General features: G+C 68.6%; 12 protein-coding genes and 1 pseudogene. 5 read left to right on the top strand and 8 right to left on the bottom strand.

Translation table 11 applies throughout. The annotated features are described in order from the left end of the window. Nucleotides 1-189: 189 nt before the first annotated feature. The 4 genes and pseudogenes from SYV04_RS34400 to SYV04_RS34385 form a co-directional block, all read left to right on the top strand. Nucleotides 190-396: pseudogene (locus tag SYV04_RS34400) on the top strand (7-cyano-7-deazaguanine synthase); the annotation flags it as partial. A 4-nt stretch (nucleotides 397-400) separates the two neighbouring features. Continuing rightward, the gene (gene queE / locus SYV04_RS34395; protein ID WP_321550244.1) at nucleotides 401-1,042 is read left to right on the top strand and encodes a 7-carboxy-7-deazaguanine synthase; all 642 of its coding nucleotides are present in this window, start codon (nucleotides 401-403) and stop codon (nucleotides 1,040-1,042) included. Between the two features lie 8 nt (nucleotides 1,043-1,050). Beyond that, complete coding sequence (gene queD / locus SYV04_RS34390; RefSeq protein WP_321550243.1) at nucleotides 1,051-1,428, top strand: 6-carboxytetrahydropterin synthase QueD; 378 nt, start codon at nucleotides 1,051-1,053, stop codon at nucleotides 1,426-1,428. 135 nt (nucleotides 1,429-1,563) lie between these two features. Next, a complete protein-coding gene (locus tag SYV04_RS34385) occupies nucleotides 1,564-2,868 on the top strand; it encodes a DUF4082 domain-containing protein (protein WP_321550242.1) in 1,305 nt (434 codons plus the stop codon). A gap of 15 nt (nucleotides 2,869-2,883) precedes the next feature. Here SYV04_RS34385 and SYV04_RS34380 read toward each other — a convergent pair whose 3' ends face one another. The 3 genes from SYV04_RS34380 to SYV04_RS34370 all read right to left on the bottom strand — a co-directional run bounded on the left by SYV04_RS34380 (nucleotide 2,884) and on the right by SYV04_RS34370 (nucleotide 6,842). Continuing rightward, nucleotides 2,884-4,032, bottom strand: coding sequence for a tetratricopeptide repeat protein (locus tag SYV04_RS34380; RefSeq protein WP_321550241.1), 1,149 nt, complete (start codon nucleotides 4,030-4,032; stop codon nucleotides 2,884-2,886). 62 nt (nucleotides 4,033-4,094) lie between these two features. After that, nucleotides 4,095-4,967, bottom strand: coding sequence for a transporter (locus SYV04_RS34375; protein ID WP_321550240.1), 873 nt, complete (start codon nucleotides 4,965-4,967; stop codon nucleotides 4,095-4,097). A 159-nt stretch (nucleotides 4,968-5,126) separates the two neighbouring features. Next, nucleotides 5,127-6,842 carry a DEAD/DEAH box helicase gene (locus SYV04_RS34370; protein WP_321550239.1) on the bottom strand — a complete coding sequence of 572 codons (1,716 nt, stop codon included), beginning with the start codon at nucleotides 6,840-6,842 and terminating at the stop codon, nucleotides 5,127-5,129. A 187-nt stretch (nucleotides 6,843-7,029) separates the two neighbouring features. Here SYV04_RS34370 and SYV04_RS34365 point away from each other — a divergent pair, with 187 nt between their 5' ends. After that, a complete protein-coding gene (locus SYV04_RS34365) occupies nucleotides 7,030-9,186 on the top strand; it encodes a glycoside hydrolase family 15 protein (protein WP_321550238.1) in 2,157 nt (718 codons plus the stop codon). Nucleotides 9,187-9,204: 18 nt separating this feature from the next. On the opposite strand, the gene SYV04_RS34360 is transcribed toward SYV04_RS34365, so the two are convergent. The 5 genes from SYV04_RS34360 to SYV04_RS34340 all read right to left on the bottom strand — a co-directional run bounded on the left by SYV04_RS34360 (nucleotide 9,205) and on the right by SYV04_RS34340 (nucleotide 14,773). Continuing rightward, nucleotides 9,205-9,909 carry a 5-oxoprolinase subunit PxpA gene (locus SYV04_RS34360; RefSeq protein ID WP_321550237.1) on the bottom strand — a complete coding sequence of 235 codons (705 nt, stop codon included), beginning with the start codon at nucleotides 9,907-9,909 and terminating at the stop codon, nucleotides 9,205-9,207. Next, nucleotides 9,891-11,018, bottom strand: coding sequence for an MFS transporter (locus SYV04_RS34355; RefSeq protein ID WP_321550236.1), 1,128 nt, complete (start codon nucleotides 11,016-11,018; stop codon nucleotides 9,891-9,893). The genes SYV04_RS34360 and SYV04_RS34355 overlap by 19 nt, the downstream gene beginning before the upstream one ends. Next, a complete protein-coding gene (locus tag SYV04_RS34350; protein ID WP_321550235.1) occupies nucleotides 11,015-11,950 on the bottom strand; it encodes a 5-oxoprolinase subunit C family protein in 936 nt (311 codons plus the stop codon). The genes SYV04_RS34355 and SYV04_RS34350 overlap by 4 nt, the downstream gene beginning before the upstream one ends. Then, on the bottom strand, nucleotides 11,947-12,639 hold the full coding sequence (pxpB, locus tag SYV04_RS34345; protein WP_321550234.1) for a 5-oxoprolinase subunit PxpB: 693 nt from the start codon (nucleotides 12,637-12,639) through the stop codon (nucleotides 11,947-11,949). The genes SYV04_RS34350 and pxpB overlap by 4 nt, the downstream gene beginning before the upstream one ends. A gap of 67 nt (nucleotides 12,640-12,706) precedes the next feature. Continuing rightward, nucleotides 12,707-14,773, bottom strand: coding sequence for an OPT family oligopeptide transporter (locus SYV04_RS34340; protein WP_321550233.1), 2,067 nt, complete (start codon nucleotides 14,771-14,773; stop codon nucleotides 12,707-12,709). Nucleotides 14,774-14,798 lie beyond the last annotated feature (25 nt).

Below are 14,798 nucleotides of genomic sequence, written 5' to 3'. Positions count from 1 at the left end.
CGTAGGTTATCCGGGGGGGTGGAAACTGCTGTGGCCGCAGTTCGTAGGCTTGCGCGCGATGAGATCGCCCAGATCGATCTCCGGATGTTCGGGAACTCGGCGCTATCTTCGGTGTCAACGTACTAGACCACTCAGGATACCTGGACTCCCCTCTGGCAGCCCAGATGGGGGCGAGGGCGCCAGCGGCTTCAGATCTACACCCCGTTCATCGCCTTCACCACGGCGCAGATCATCCTCCGTGGGAACGCACTTAGGGTGGATTACGGGCTCACCTTGAGTCGTTATGCTCCGTTGCCCTTCCTCGATGCGTGTGGCAGTTGTGCCCCCTGCCAGCTGCGGTTAAAGGGCTTCCGCGAAGCGGGCGTGCAGGATACAGCGCGGTACTTAGTGGGGTAGTGGGATGGGCTACGCGGTCAAGGAACTCTTTTACACCCTCCAGGGAGAAGGTGCGCAAGCGGGCCGGGCTGCCGTCTTCCTGCGGTTTTCCGGCTGCAACCTCTGGAGCGGTCGAGAGGTGGACCGCCAGCATGGCCCGGGCGGGTGCTCAAGGTGGTGCGATACCAACTTCATGGGCACGGACGGCCCTGGAGGGGGCAAGTTCCGCGACGCCTGGGAGTTGGCCTCAGCGGCGGAGGCAACCTGGAAGGGGGGGGATGCACGGAAGCTCGTGGTTTGCACCGGGGGCGAACCGCTCCTCCAACTCGATGCGGCCTTGGTGGATGCGCTCCACCGTTCTTCCTTCGAGGTGGCGATCGAGACCAATGGGACCCTAGTGCCGCCTCCTGGGGTCGATTGGATCTGCGTCAGCCCCAAGGCGAACAGCCGGCTCGTGCTCCAAGAAGGCAATGAGCTCAAACTGGTCTACCCGCAGGAGGGGATGGCTCCGGAGAGCTTCGAGTCCCTCTCGTTCACCCACTACTTCCTGCAGCCGCTCGATGGGGCGGACCGGGAACAAAACACCCAGGCCTGCGTGCGGTTCTGCCTTGAGAACCCCCGCTGGCGCCTAGGGCTGCAGACCCACAAATTCGTTGGTATTCCCTAGGGTGGCGGATGGAGATCTTCAAGACATTCACCTTCGAGGCAGCCCATCGCCTCCCGTTCACACCAGAGGGCCATAAGTGCCGGCGGCTGCACGGGCACTCCTTCACGGTCGAGATTCACATCAGAGGAGAAGTCGACCCGAAGGCTGGTTGGATCCGAGACTTCGCGGACCTCAAGGCGGCTTTTCAGCCCCTATATGAGATCCTCGATCACCACTTCCTGAACGAGGTTCCGGGACTGGAGAACCCCACCAGCGAGAATCTGTCGCGCTGGATCTGGCAACGACTCAAGCCAAACCTCGCCGAATTGTGCCGGGTGGTGGTGAGGGAGACTTGCACCAGCGGGTGTGTCTACGCCGGTGAGGAAGATGACCGGAGCCGCATGTAGCTGCCCCGGTAACGCATGCAGGTCACTTGAGTTTCCGGAGATGTGCCGGTGACTCCAGGGCCTTCACCTTTTGGGGCAAATTCCACTCTCCGAGTCGTGTAGATCGCTGGCAGGCAACCTTGATGGAGCCTCGCCATGCGCCACCGCATTTCCTGCTTCCTTGCCCTGGCCTTCGTCGTCGCGCTCGTTCGCTGCGCACCGCCTGAGTCCGACACCGAGTCCGCTGCTCTGGCTGAACAAGCCCAGGCGCTCACTCCGGGTGGGGGGCTGCGGCTGATGACCTACAACATCAAGCATGCCGAGCTGAGCAGCCTCGAGAGCATCGCGAACGTCATCAACGGCCAGGGGCCTGATCTCGTCGCGCTTCAGGAAGTTGATGTGCTCACCAACCGCTCGGGCAAGGTGGATCAGGCCGCGCGGCTCGGGCAACTCACCGGCATGTACCACGCGTTCGTGCCCTCGCTGCTCAGCTATGACTCGGGCCAGTATGGGCTCGCGCTCCTGTCCCGCTATCCCATTCGCTCCGCTCAGCGCATTCCGCTTCGCTCCGCCGCTGAGCAGCGTGCTCTCGCTCTGGTTGAAGTGGAACTGGACTCGCAGCACGTCATCCCCGTGGGGATTAGCCACTTCGGCACCACCGGCTCCGCCGAGCGGCTCAATCAGGCCGAGGACGTCAAGGCCGCCATGGCCGGCAAGCCCTGGGCTCTCTTCGCGGGGGACCTCAATGCCAGCCCCTCGGAGGCCGGGATCTCCAGCTTGCTGCAGATGTTCTCCGATGCCTGGACTCGTGGGGGATCCGGCAGCGGCTATACCCACTCCGCCAGCTTCCCGACCAAGCGCATCGACTATGTGATGCTTGGGACCGCTTGGACCTCGCCTGTCTCGTCCAGCGTCGTCGGCGCCACGTCTCAGTCCGACCATCGCCCCGTGGTGAGCACCCTCATTCTGCCCTGGAGCCAGACCCTCTTCGGAGATCGTGTTCCCGGCACCGCTGTGCAGGCGGATACCCGGGCTGTCGAGCTCGGCGTCAGGTTCCGCAGCAACGTCGCCGGTACCATCGAGGCGCTCCGGTTCTACCGCGGTGCCGCCAACTCCCAGGGCTACGTCGCTCGGCTCTGGACGAACTCTGGCGCTCTCCTGGCTCAGGTCTCCGTGAACGATGGACGCATTCCGGGTTGGCAGGAGGCCAGGCTTCCTTCTCCTGTCTCCATCTCCGCAGGGACCACCTATGTGGTGTCCTACTACTCGTCCAACGGACAGTATCCCCGTGATGTCTCGGGCTTCGCTGGCTCCATCGTCAGTGGCAACCTGACGGCTCCCAGCAGTGCCAGCGTGGGCGGTAACGGCGTCTACTTCTATGGCACCGGCGGAGGCTTCCCAGCCACGTCCTTCAAGGACGCCAACTACTGGGTGGATGTTCGCTTCAAGCCGGCTCCGTAGGCGAGGGGAGGGAACTCAGGCCACCTGCTTCAGCAACCGCTCCGCCTGCTCGCGCACGCTGGGATCGGTGCTCTTCTGCGCCTTGCGCGCGTGCTGGGCCGCCGCTGCCTTGTCCGTCTTCGCCAGCGCCAGTGCCATGTTCAGGTTCGCTCCCGGCTCGTCCGGGTGCGTCTCCAGCACCTTCCCCAGCAGCTCCTTCGCCTTGGCCGCCGTCTCCGGCTTCTCCAGGTAGTGAACCGCCAGCTCGTTCACCGGGCCTGGCTCGGTCGGTGCTCGTGCCACTGCCTCCTCCAGCAGCTTGCGCGCCTGCGCCACGTCCGTATCCGCGCCCAACTGCAGCGCTCGGGCCAGCCCCAGCCGCGCCTCCCACGAGTCCGGTGCCAGCACCAGCGCCTCGCGGAAGAGCCGCCGCGCGTCCTCCACCTTGCCGCTCGTCAGCATCACCAAGCCCTGCAGATAGGGCCCGTTGGGGTTCTTCGGATCCAGCTGCCGCAGCTCGAGCGCTGACTGCAGCGCCGCCTTCGGGTTGTTGGAGAAGATGCTGAGCTTGATGAACTCCTCGTGCAGCTCCGCCTTCCGCGGCGCGCGCTGGAGCGCCTTCTGCAACGCCAGCTGCGCCTTGCCGATCTCTCCCTGCTGCACCAGCACCTTGGCGGCCAGCTGCAAGGGCAGCGACTCGCGCGTCGCCAGCGTCGAGGCGTACTTGAAGCACTTGAGCGCCTGTGGCAACTGCCCCTGGCGCCACACCGCCACGCCCAGGTACGTCGTCGCGTGCGGGTTCTTCGGCTCCACCTTCAGCGCCTGCACGAAGGCCTGCGCCGCCTCCGCCTCCTTTCCAGGGAGGCACAGCAGCGCGTGGCCCAGGTTGTAGAACTCGGTGAAGCCCGCCTTGGGCGCCTTCGCCAGGGCACGCAGCTCGTTCAGCGCGCCTTCGTCCTTCTCGCCCTCCGCCTTCAGCCGCGCCAGGAAGCCTCGCGCCTCCGGGTTCTGTGGGTGGAGCGCCAGCAGTCGCTCCAACAGGGGCCGGGCCTCGTTCGGACGGTGCTGCGCCAGGTGCAGTCGCGCCAGCCCCAGCAGGGCCGTCGCGTCTTGCGGATCCTTCGCCAACGCTCCGTCGAACTCTCGGGCTGCTTCCTTCAGCAGCCCCATCGTCATCAGCTTCATGCCCTCTTTGGCACTGCGCGCGGTCGCCATGCCGGGAGGATGCTACCAACCTTCGAGTCGAATCAATTCCAGGGCGTCAGGTCGATGTCCGGGATGAGGTCGTCGATGAAGTCCTTCACGTCCTCGAACCGGTCGCCGGCCCAGTCGCCCACGTCCTCGAGCTTGTCCCCGGCCCACTCCACGCCCTCCTCGGCCAGGCCGCCCAGCACCTCGCCCAGGAACTTCACCGTGTTGCCGCCGTTGATGTTGCCGCTCACGTCCACGCCGAAGCCCGCGCCCGCCGCTGCCTCCGCGCCCACGTCGAACGTCAGCCCGCCATCCTTCAGCTCGATGTTGGCGTGCGCATCGCCACTCACGCCCGCCGTCGCGCTCAGCTCCACGCTGCCCGAGGCGATCTCTCGGCCCTCGTGCGACACCGTGATTCCGCCCGTCAGCGCGCCGCGCGCGCCCGCGAAGCCCTCGGCGCCCGCCTTGATCGACACGTTGCCGTCGGTGCCGATGTGGATGTCCAGGTTCAGCTTGCCGTCGGCACCCACCACGCCCTCGGCGCTCAGGTCCACGGTGATGTCGATCTTCTCGCCGCCCACCTCCACCTGGAACGTCTTGGTGGCGCTGGCGCCCGCCTCCACCGCCGTGGCGCTCACGTCCACCGACACGTTCACGTCGATGCCGCCCACGCCCACGCTGGCGTTGGCGTTGCCGTCCACCTTCAGGCTCGGGCCGTTGACGTGCGCCTCGCCCTGCACGCCGCCGGGCAGCGTGCCCGAGGTGCTCGCCTCGAACGCCGAGCCCGAGTCATAACCGACGCTGCGGTTGGCGCTCGTGGCCGTGGTGCTGCCCGAGGTGGTGACGCGGCTCGCCGGCTCCTGCGCGGGAGTCTGCGGAGTCGTGGTACGCGGAGTCGACTGGGGGCGGGTGACGTTCAGGCCGGACATGGGAATCCTCGGCGGATTTCAAATGGGGTGCAGGGACAGCGATACCCTCATTCTCCGAGAATTCCGTTGGAAGTTTCCTACCTCGTGAGCAGCGGGCCCACATCCGCGCTGCGTCGGGGCTCGCCACTCGCCAAGTGCCTGGAAGGACAGGCTTCGTCCTCAGCTCCGGTCCCGACGCACGGGCACCTTGCGCCCCCGCAGGGTGGCCTGGCGGAGGGCGGAGACGATCTGATCGGCGAGAGAATCGGGCACCTCGACCAGGGAGTACGCGTCGGTGATCTGGATCGCTCCGATGCGGGAGGACTCGACGCCCGCCTCTCCGGCGATGGCGCCCACCAGGTCCGCCGGGCGCATGCCCACGTTGCGGCCGGCGCCGATGTAGATCCGGGTGATGTCGCCATCCGGTTCGGGCGCACGGCGCTTGGCGCCACGCTCCGGCCGGGAGGGCCCCTGCCTTGGACCTCGCGCGTCGGGGCCGGGGCGGGGGCGCTTCTCCGGGGCCAGGTTGACGGGGGGGATCTCCGCCTCCTCCTCGGCTCCGGCGCCATCCTCCTGGGTGTCGTGGAGCAGCTTCACCGCGGCGGCGGCGACCGACATCGGATCGAACTCGCTGGCCAGGCTCTCCACCACGCCGCGGAAGGTGTCGAGCTCGCCCGCCACCAGCACCTCTCGCAGCGAGGCGCGCGTCAGCTCCATGCGCTTGGCGCGCAGGTCCGCCACCGTGGGCACCGAGGCCATTTCGATCTTCTGGCCGGTGAGCCGCTCGATGTTGCGCAGCAACCGGGTCTCGCGAGGCTCGGCCAGGGTGATGGCCACGCCTTCGCGGCCCGCGCGGCCCGTGCGGCCGATGCGGTGGACGTACGCCTCGGGGGCATTGGGCACGTCGTAGTTCACCACGTGGGAGAGCTTGTCGATGTCGAGCCCGCGAGCGGCCACGTCCGTGGCCACGAGCAGCTCCACCGAGTGGGCCTTGAACTGCTTGAGGACCCGGTCCCGCTGATCCTGCGTCATGCCGCCGTGGAGCGCCTGGGCCCGCCAGCCGTGGCTGTTGAGGGACATGGTCAGCGTGTCCACCTCCGTGCGGGTGCGGCAGAAGATGATGGCGGCGGTGGGCGCCTCCAGGTCCAGCACCCGGCCGAGCGTGGCGTCCTTGAAGCCGCGCGGGACGACATAGGCCGTCTGCCGCACCCGGGGGCCGGTGCCTGCCTTGAGCTTCTCCGGGGCGATGCGCACGCGCACCGGCGCGTTCAGGTGCCGCTCGGCGATGCTGACGATGCGGGGGGGCAGGGTGGCCGAGAAGAGCGCCGTCTGCCGCTCCGGGGGCGTGGCCTCGAGGATGGCCTCCAGGTCCTCGGCGAAGCCCATGTCGAGCATCTCGTCGGCCTCGTCGAGCACCACGGTCCGCACGGCGTCGAGCTTCAGCGACTCGCGGCGCAGGTGGTCCAGTGCGCGGCCCGGGGTGGCGATGACCACGTCCACGCCCCGCTTGAGCACCCGAAGCTGCTGGCCGATGGGCTGGCCTCCATAGAGGGGGAGCACGCGCACTCCGAGTCCCTGCCCATACTTGTGGACGGCCTCGGCCACCTGCATGGCCAGCTCGCGGGTGGGCACGAGCACGAGCGCGGAGGTGCAGAACGGGCCGCACGCACCCGGAGTGATTCGCTGCAGCAGGGGCAGGGCGAAGGCGGCCGTCTTCCCGGTGCCGGTAGCGGCGATGCCCAGCAGATCCTTGCCGTCGAGGAGCGGCGGGAGGGCCGCGCGCTGAATGGGGGTGGGCTCCTCGTAGCCGAGCGCGGTGAGCGCCTCGATGAGAGGCGCCTTCAGGCCCAGGGAGTCGAAGGTGGTGGCCGCGGGAGGCGGAGAGGCTGATGGCATATGGAGCGGCTTTTAGCACCCATGTCGAGGCGCACCGGTGGAGATACGACGGCTCCTGTTCGCGGGGCGGAAATGTCTGGAAGTACGAGCTGTCCGCCACCCGGCGAGGCCCTGGAGTGCAGCTTGCCGTCCCGGTCGCAGGTGGCCTCCCTTGCCGCACCTCGACTCACGGGAGGCGGTGGCGCGCATGTCCTTCTCGAACTTCGGAACCCACAGGCAGGTGGTGGCCCTGGCCACGCTCCTGGTGCTCTCGGGCTGCCTGGGCGCGAACGCTCCTGGCAAGCCCGGTGCCCCCGCGGTCTGGACGCCGGCGAACAAGGACGGCTTCGGCACCGCCCGGAGTGAGACCAGCCGCGTCTGGTACACGCTCGCCGGTGGGGAGCTGACGGAGGTCTACTACCCCAGCCTGGACTCTCCGAGTGTGCGGGAGCTGAGCTTCATCGTCTCCGACGGTCGGACGTTCACCGAGTCGGAGCTCGACGCGACCGAACACCGCGTCGAGCTGGCCGACGCGCGCAGCCTCACCTACCGCCAGGTGAACACCGCCCGCTCCGGCAAGTACCGCCTCACCAAGACCTATGTGACGGACCCCGAGCGGAACACGCTCCTCATCGACGTCCGCTTCGAGTCGCTCTCGGGGGAGCCGTACTCGCTCTATGTGCTGTACGACCCGTCCCTGGCCAACGATGGGATGAATGACTCGGCCTCCAGCGAGGACGAGGCGCTGCTGGCGTGGGATGGCACGGCCGCCAGCGTCGTGCTCGCGCAGCCCTCCTTCGACAAGACCTCCAGCGGCTACCTGGGCTCGAGCGATGGGTGGAGCGACCTGCGGGGAGACCACGGGATGGACTGGGGCTACCGCTCGGCGGCCAACGGCAACGTGGTGCAGATGGCGCGGCTGCGGGTGAACGGCCTCGACTCGCGACAGCAGGTGACGCTGGCCCTGGGCTTCGGCGCCGTGCCCCGCGAGGCCCGGGAGGCGGCTCGGAACTCCCTGCAGCTCGGCTTCGAGCAGGTGGCACAGCGCTATGCCGAGGGCTGGCATGCCTGGCTGGACTCGCTGTCCCCGGCGCCGGCGAGCGCCGCGCCGTGGCGAGAGACCTACGACGTCTCGCTGATGGTGCTGGCCGCCTCGGAGGACAAGATCCACCGAGGTGCCTTCATCGCCTCTCCGAGCATGCCGTGGGTGTGGGGCACCGGGGAGCTGGAGAACCCTTCCGGTCCCTACCACCTCGTGTGGTCGCGTGACCTCTACCAGATCGCCACGGGGCTCCTGGCCGCCGGGGACCGGGCTGGGGCGGAGCGCTCGCTGGATCACCTCTTCCAGGTACAGCAGAAGCCGGACGGCTCGTTCCCGCAGAACGCCCGGGTGGATGGCACTCCGCATTGGACCAGCTTGCAGCTCGATGAGGTGGCGCTTCCCATCGTCCTGGCGTGGCAGCTCGGCCGCTTCGAGCAGGCGACGTACACGGGCCACATCCAGAAGGCGGCCGAGTTCCTCATCACCCAGGGGCCCTCCACGCCCCAGGAGCGCTGGGAGAACCAGGGCGGCTACTCGCCCGGGACATTGGCCGCCGAGATCGCCGGGCTCATCTGTGCCGCGGATATCGCCCGGCGCAACGGAGACACCGCCAACGCGGAGCGCTACGAGAAGATCGCGGACACCTGGCAGGCGCAGGTGGAGGCGTGGACGGTCACGAGCAATGGTCCGCTGGCCTCGCACCCGTACTACCTGCGCCTGACGAAGGATGGGAATCCCAACGCGGGGACTACCTACTCCCTGGGCGACGGAGGCCCGTCCGCCATCGATCAGCGTCAGGTGGTGGACCCGAGCTTCCTTGAGCTCGTGCGGCTGGGAGTGAAGCCCGCGGGCGATGCGATGATCGCGCGGTCCCTGGAGGTCGTCGACGCCCAGCTCAAGGCCGACACCCCGAATGGCCCCTTCTGGCGCCGGTACAACCTCGATGGCTACGGGGAGATGGCCGACGGCAGCCAGTGGGTGATCAGCGAGCCGAACACGGCGAGGACGTTCGGGCGGGCCTGGCCGATCTTCGCCGGGGAGCGCGGGGAGTATGCGCTTACGGTGGGCCAGCCGGCGGAAGGGTACCTGGCCGCGATGGCGCGTTCGGGCAACGAGGGGTACATGTTGCCCGAGCAGGTCTGGGATGGGCGGCCTCCGTCTGGACAGCCTGGCTTCTCGACAGGGGAGGGCACCTTCTCGGCCACTCCGCTCACCTGGTCTCACGCCCAGTTCGTACGGCTGGCGTGGTCCATCCAGGCGGGTTACCCCGTCGAACAGCCGAGTGTCGTCGCCTGCCGGTACACCCCTGTCTGTCGTAAGTGACGGGGCACTGAGGGGGACTCAGCTCGCGTCGAGGACCGCGCGGACCTCTCGCGCTATCCCCACCGCGCCCTGGGTGTCGCCGTGGACGCACAGCGTGTCCACGGTTCCGCTCTGAGACAGTCGGCGGGCGTTCTCCCGCGCCACAGTGGGATCGGTGATGACGGCGCCCGGCTGTCCTCGGGGCACGAGCGTTCCGTCTGGCAGGGTGGCGCGATCGGCGAAGCCCTCCCGTGCGTAGGAGAGCCCCTCCGCCAGGGCCGCCTCGCGCAGGGCTCCGGCGCCTGGACCGATGACGGTGACGCGCGGGCCGAGCACCTCTTTTGTTGCGGTGACCACCGCTCGGGCTAGCGCAGGATCGCGGTTCGCCGCGTGGTAGAGCGCGCCGTGCGGTTTGGAGAACTGCACCGGCACCCCCACGGCCGAGGCCTGCGCGGCGAGCCGTGCGCACTGGGCGGCGACCTGGGCGCGCAGCACCTCTGGCGTCACCTCCAGGGCCCGGCGCCCGAAGCCCTCGCGATCCTCGTAAGAAGGATGCGCCCCCGCCTGGGTGCCATGGCGCACGCACCGCTCCAGCGCCTCGCGAATGGAGCGCTCGTCACCCGCGTGCCCGCCACACGCGATGTTGGCCACGTGGGCGAGCGCGTAGAGTTGCTCGTCTTCGTCGGGTAGCTCTCCCAGATCGATGTTGAGGAGACACCGCGTCGTCAGTTGCCCTGTTCCCATGTGTTCAAGGCCTCCTTGCGTGCGACCGCTCCCTCCAGTTCACCCCGTCCCTGGACCGGCAACAGGAACGCGAGCACGCCCGCCACCAAAAAGGCCCCGGAGACCAGGAGGAACGCCACTCGCAGGCCATGGGTCACCGCCAGCGAGCCCACCGCGAAGGGCGCCACCGCGCTCAGGGCGCGCCCCACGTTGTAGGTGAACCCCTGGGCCGTGGCGCGGATCCGCGTGGGGAACATCTCGGCCGTCATCACCCCGAAGCCCGTGAAGTACCCCGTGCCGAAGAAGGCGACCAGGGGCCCCAGGAACAGGAGCACCGTCGAGTCGCGCACGCGCGAGTAGATGAGCACCAGCCCCGCCGCCACCAACAGATAGGTGATGTACGTGGGCTTCGGACGGAACCGGTCGCTGATGAAGCCGAAGCTCACGTAGCCGACCCACATCCCCACCTGCATCAAGACGATCCAGGTGGTGCTCTTCACGATGTCCAGGCCGGCGCCTCCCTGCTCGATGGGAACGCCCAGGAACCGGGGGATCCACGTGAAGAGCCCCCACCAGGCGAACATCGTCGCCGCGTTCACGGTGGCGGCGATTCCCATCCTGCGCAGCACCACCGGGTTCCGGAGCACCTCGCCCATGCCGACGTGGGGCACTCCCTCGGTCCGTGGGCGCTCGTGGAGATCCTTCCACTGCTGGGACTCGGGGACCTCCTTGCGGATCCAGAGCGTGAGCAGCGCCGGAAGGATTCCCACGAAGAACACGGCCCGCCACCCGAACCGAGGTAGCACCAGCGCCGTCACCACCGCCGCGATCGCGTAGCCCACTGCCCAGCTGCTCTGCATCAGCCCCAGCGCCTTGCCGCGATGCGCCCACTTCCGCCCCAGGCGATCGGCGAGGACACCAAAGAGCGCGCCTCCCACGGCGGACGACAGCAGCGTGAGCGAGCCGAGCAGCCCTGCCTCGCGCTCCGTCATCGCGAAGTCCCGCATCAGGTGCGTGAGGACGAGCGCGTACAGCATGGTGTCCATGCTGTCGAGCATCCACCCCAGGGAGCCCGCCCAGAGCGCTCGGCGCTGCTTCGAGTCCGCTTCCAGGTACCAGGCGAAGATCATGGGACCGCTCCTTCGAGCCAGGCCTGCAGCTCGCGCAAGGACTGCCGCGCTTCATCCAGTGTGACGGCACGGAAGGACAGCGTGTCTCCCAGCCAGCGCTGGGCGAGCTTGGGCACATCGGCGCGGATGACCTGCCCCAGGCGCGGGTAGCCGCCCGTGGTCTGTCGATCCGCCATCAGCACGATGGGCTGACCGTCTGGAGGGAGTTGGATTGTGCCCGGCGCCACCGGCTCCGAGAGCTGAAGCGCCGAGGGCACCACCGGCAGCGCGGGCCCCTCCAGCCGGTAGCCCACGCGGTTCGACCGGGAGGAGACGCGAAAGCGCGTCGAGACGAAGCGCTCCTGAGCCTCCGAGGAGATGCGCGGGCTGGCCTCGGGGATGAAGCGCACCTCTTCCCAGGGCTGCGGGTACCCATGCTCCCGGGCGCCCCGTACCGCCCGCGCCTGAAAGGGAGGTTGCGGCTTGAGCCGCAGCGCATCCCCCGCGCGCAGCGGGCGGCCGCTCAGCCCGCCGAGGCCTGCTTCCATGTCCGTCGCGGTGCTGCCCAGGAAGGAGCGTGCGCTTTGGCCCAGCCCACCTCCAGCCACGGCGACGTAGGCCCGGGCACCCCACACCCGGGTTCCAAACCGGAGCGTCTGCCCCACGTGTGCCCGATGCGCCAGGCCTGGGGCGAGGCCGGCTCCGTCCAGCGTGGCGCCGAGGTCCGCCCCGGCGATGGCGAACGTCGCCTCTTCCTCGAACACCAATTCCGGGCCCAGCGCGGTCACCTCGAGCGCCGGAGCGCCCGGGGCGTTGCCCACGAGGAGATTGGCGAGCGAGAGCGCCAGCGGATCCATCGCGCCACACGGCGAGACGCCCCACCGTCCAAAGCCCGGGCGACCCAGGTCCTGGATCGTGGTGAGCATCCCCGGCTTGCGAACGCGGAGGCTCATGCCGGCACCTCCCCGCCGAGCGCGCGATAGCGCTCCTCGGAGATGGGGACGAAGCGCAGCCGGTCGCCCAGGCCCACGGCGAAAGGCGGGTCCGCCTCGGGCGAGAAGAGCCGCAGGGGCGTCCTGCCGATGAGCCTCCAGCCTCCCGGGCTCCTCACGGGGTAGATGCCCGTCTGCTGTCCGCCGATGCCCACCGAGCCCGCGGGCACCGCGACGCGTGGGGAGGGCAGCCGGGCCGAGAACAGCCGAGGGTCGAGCCCTCCGAGGAACGGAAAGCCCGGCCGGAAGCCCAACATATAAACGAGGTACTCGGGCGCGGTGTGGAGGGTGACCAGCTCCTCCACCGTGAGCTCTTTTTCACGCGCCAGGGGCTCGAGATCGGGGCCCACGGCGGGGTGGTACCAGACGGGCACCTCGATGGCGCGGCGACTCGGGGGCTCGGGCCAGGCACGCGGGAGCGTCTCTTCCAGCCACCGACGCACTTCCTCGGGCGAGGCCCTCAGCGCGTCATAGAGGACCATCAGGCTCGCGTAGCCGGGGACGAGGTCCACCACCCAGGGCTCACGCGCCGAGTCCAGTGTACGCAGCGCCCCGGCGACTCGCGCATGGATCTCCGGGGAGATGCTCTCCCCGAAGCGCACCATGAAGGCCGAGTCGCCCATGGGCTGGAGGTGCGGTGCCTCATCCATGCGCCACCTCCGGTGCTCGAAGTCCCCGCGAGGTGGAATCCTCGCGGGGCTCATGCAACTCAGCGGACTACGCCGAGGGCCGGCGCGAGATGCGGTAGAGCACGAAGCCCATCACCGCGAAGAGGATCACGCCCAGCAGCTGGTAGCCCCCCGCGCCGATGGAGTGCTCCAACGCCTTCTCCACCGAGAGGCCCTCGATGGACTTGCTGACCCCCTCGTTCACCGAGAGGATGGCCACCAGCACGCCCGCCAGCGCACCGCCGGCCACCAGGCCCGTGGCGAACAGGTTGCCGGGCCCCAGCTCGGACTCCTCGACCTTCTCGCCCTTGCGGTGGGCCACGAAGTCCGCGATGCCCTTGATCGCGCCGCCCACGAAGATGGGCGCCGTGGTGGACAGCGGCAGGTACGCGCCCACCGCGAAGGACAGCGACTTCACGCCGCACAGCTCCATGGTGATGGCCAGGAAGACGCCCACCAGCACGAACTGCCAGTCCAGGTTGAACGAGAGCAGGCCCTTGATGAGCGTGGCCATCAGCGTGCCCTGCGGCGCGGGGAACTTCTCCGTGCCGATCATGTGCTCGATGCCCTGGGCGCGCATCGCCTCGGTCGGCGTGTCCAGCACCTTCATCGTCAGGCCGATCACCACCGCCGCCGCCACCGCGCCGATCATCAGGCCGATCTGCTGCGCCCGGGGCGTGGCGCCCACCAGGTAGCCCGTCTTCAAGTCCTGCGAGGTGGCGCCCGCGTTGGCCGCCGCGATGCACACCATGCCGCCCACGCACAGCGCCATGGGCTGGTAGACGTCGCCCGTCCAGCCGATGCCGATGAAGATGAGGCAGGTGGCCATCAGCGTGGCGATCGTCATGCCCGAGATGGGGTTGGACGAGGAGCCGATGATGCCCACGATGCGGCTGGCCACCGTGACGAAGAAGAAGCCGAACACCACGATGAGCACGCCGAGCAGCAGGCGCCCGAACACGCTGCCGGGCAGGAAGGGCAGCACCGCCATCACCACGATCAGGCCGATGCTGCCGAAGAGCACCACGGTGATGGGCAGGTCCCGCTCGGTGCGCCGGATGGTGCCGCCCGTGGCGCCCTGACGGAACGAGGCCAGGCTCTCCTTGAAGGCCGAGATGATGGTGGGCAGCGTCTTGAGCAGGGTGATGAAGCCGCCGGCCGCCACCGCGCCCGCGCCGATCTGCCGCACGTAGGCCCGGTAGATGGCGGTGGCCGTGTTGCCGAACGAGTGCGTCACCGGATCCCAACCGCCAGGGCCGCCCGCGGTGGCCACGTTGGTGAGGTAGCCCAGCTTCACCAGCTGCTCGGCCACCACGTCCGGCGGCACCAGCGAGGCCAGCAGGGGAATCAGCCCCAGCCACGCCAGCACGCCACCGGCCACCAGCACGCCGGCGATGCGCGGGCCGATGATGTAGCCCACGCCCAGGTACTCGGGGGTGATCTCCCCGTTGAGCGTGGCGGAGGGGAAGTACTTGTTCGTCTGCGCCGACACCAGCGCCGGCGTCTCGGCGATCAGCTTGACGATCTTCTGCAGCACCGCGTAGGCGAACGCGAAGCCCACGCCCTGGAAGGCGATCTTCGCCAGGTTGCCGCCCTTCTCGCCGGCGATGAGCACCGAGGCGCACGCCGTGCCCTCGGGGTAGGGCAGGTTGGCGTGCTCCTTGACGATGAGCGAGCGCCGCAGCGGCACCATCATCAGCGTGCCCAGCACGCCGCCCAGCAGCGCCAGGGTGAAGATGGTCCAGTAGTCGAAGAAGTCCGAGCCCTTGCTCTCGGCGCTCAGGAAGAGGAAGCCGGGCAGGGTGAACACCACGCCCGCGGCGATGGACTCACCCGCCGAGCCGATCGTCTGCACGACGTTGTTCTCGAGGATCGTCGAGCCACCCAGCTTCTTCAGCAGCGAGATGGCGAGCACCGCGATGGGGATGGAGGCCGACACCGTCAGGCCCGCCTTCAGGGCCAGGTACACGGTCGCCGCCCCGAAGATGATGCCGAAGATCACCCCGATGATGATGGCCTTGGGGGTGAACTCGGCGACATCGCTTCGGTCCGCGGAGATGTAGGGTTGGAAATCGACTTCCGGCTTGGCAGCGGCAGGCGTTGCGGTTTCGGACATGAGGTAACCCAGGAGGGAGGGTTCG

Origin of the sequence: Hyalangium ruber (assembly GCF_034259325.1) — a bacterium.
Classification (GTDB): Bacteria; Myxococcota; Myxococcia; order Myxococcales; family Myxococcaceae; genus Hyalangium_A; species Hyalangium_A rubrum.
This window is presented reverse-complemented; position numbering and strand designations above follow the sequence as displayed.

Bases quoted from the DNA above. Each gene is read 5' to 3' on its own strand.
- SYV04_RS34365 (WP_321550238.1), top strand. From the start codon at position 7,030: ATGTCCTTCTCGAACTTCGGAACCCACAGGCAGGTGGTGGCCCTGGCC.
- SYV04_RS34355 (WP_321550236.1), bottom strand. From the start codon at position 11,018: ATGATCTTCGCCTGGTACCTGGAAGCGGACTCGAAGCAGCGCCGAGCG.
- SYV04_RS34380 (WP_321550241.1), bottom strand. From the start codon at position 4,032: ATGAAGCTGATGACGATGGGGCTGCTGAAGGAAGCAGCCCGAGAGTTC.
- SYV04_RS34350 (WP_321550235.1), bottom strand. From the start codon at position 11,950: ATGAGCCTCCGCGTTCGCAAGCCGGGGATGCTCACCACGATCCAGGAC.
- queD (WP_321550243.1), top strand. From the start codon at position 1,051: ATGGAGATCTTCAAGACATTCACCTTCGAGGCAGCCCATCGCCTCCCG.
- pxpB (WP_321550234.1), bottom strand. From the start codon at position 12,639: ATGGATGAGGCACCGCACCTCCAGCCCATGGGCGACTCGGCCTTCATG.
- SYV04_RS34340 (WP_321550233.1), bottom strand. From the start codon at position 14,773: ATGTCCGAAACCGCAACGCCTGCCGCTGCCAAGCCGGAAGTCGATTTC.
- queE (WP_321550244.1), top strand. From the start codon at position 401: ATGGGCTACGCGGTCAAGGAACTCTTTTACACCCTCCAGGGAGAAGGT.
- SYV04_RS34370 (WP_321550239.1), bottom strand. From the start codon at position 6,842: ATGCCATCAGCCTCTCCGCCTCCCGCGGCCACCACCTTCGACTCCCTG.
- SYV04_RS34385 (WP_321550242.1), top strand. From the start codon at position 1,564: ATGCGCCACCGCATTTCCTGCTTCCTTGCCCTGGCCTTCGTCGTCGCG.
- SYV04_RS34375 (WP_321550240.1), bottom strand. From the start codon at position 4,967: ATGTCCGGCCTGAACGTCACCCGCCCCCAGTCGACTCCGCGTACCACG.
- SYV04_RS34360 (WP_321550237.1), bottom strand. From the start codon at position 9,909: ATGGGAACAGGGCAACTGACGACGCGGTGTCTCCTCAACATCGATCTG.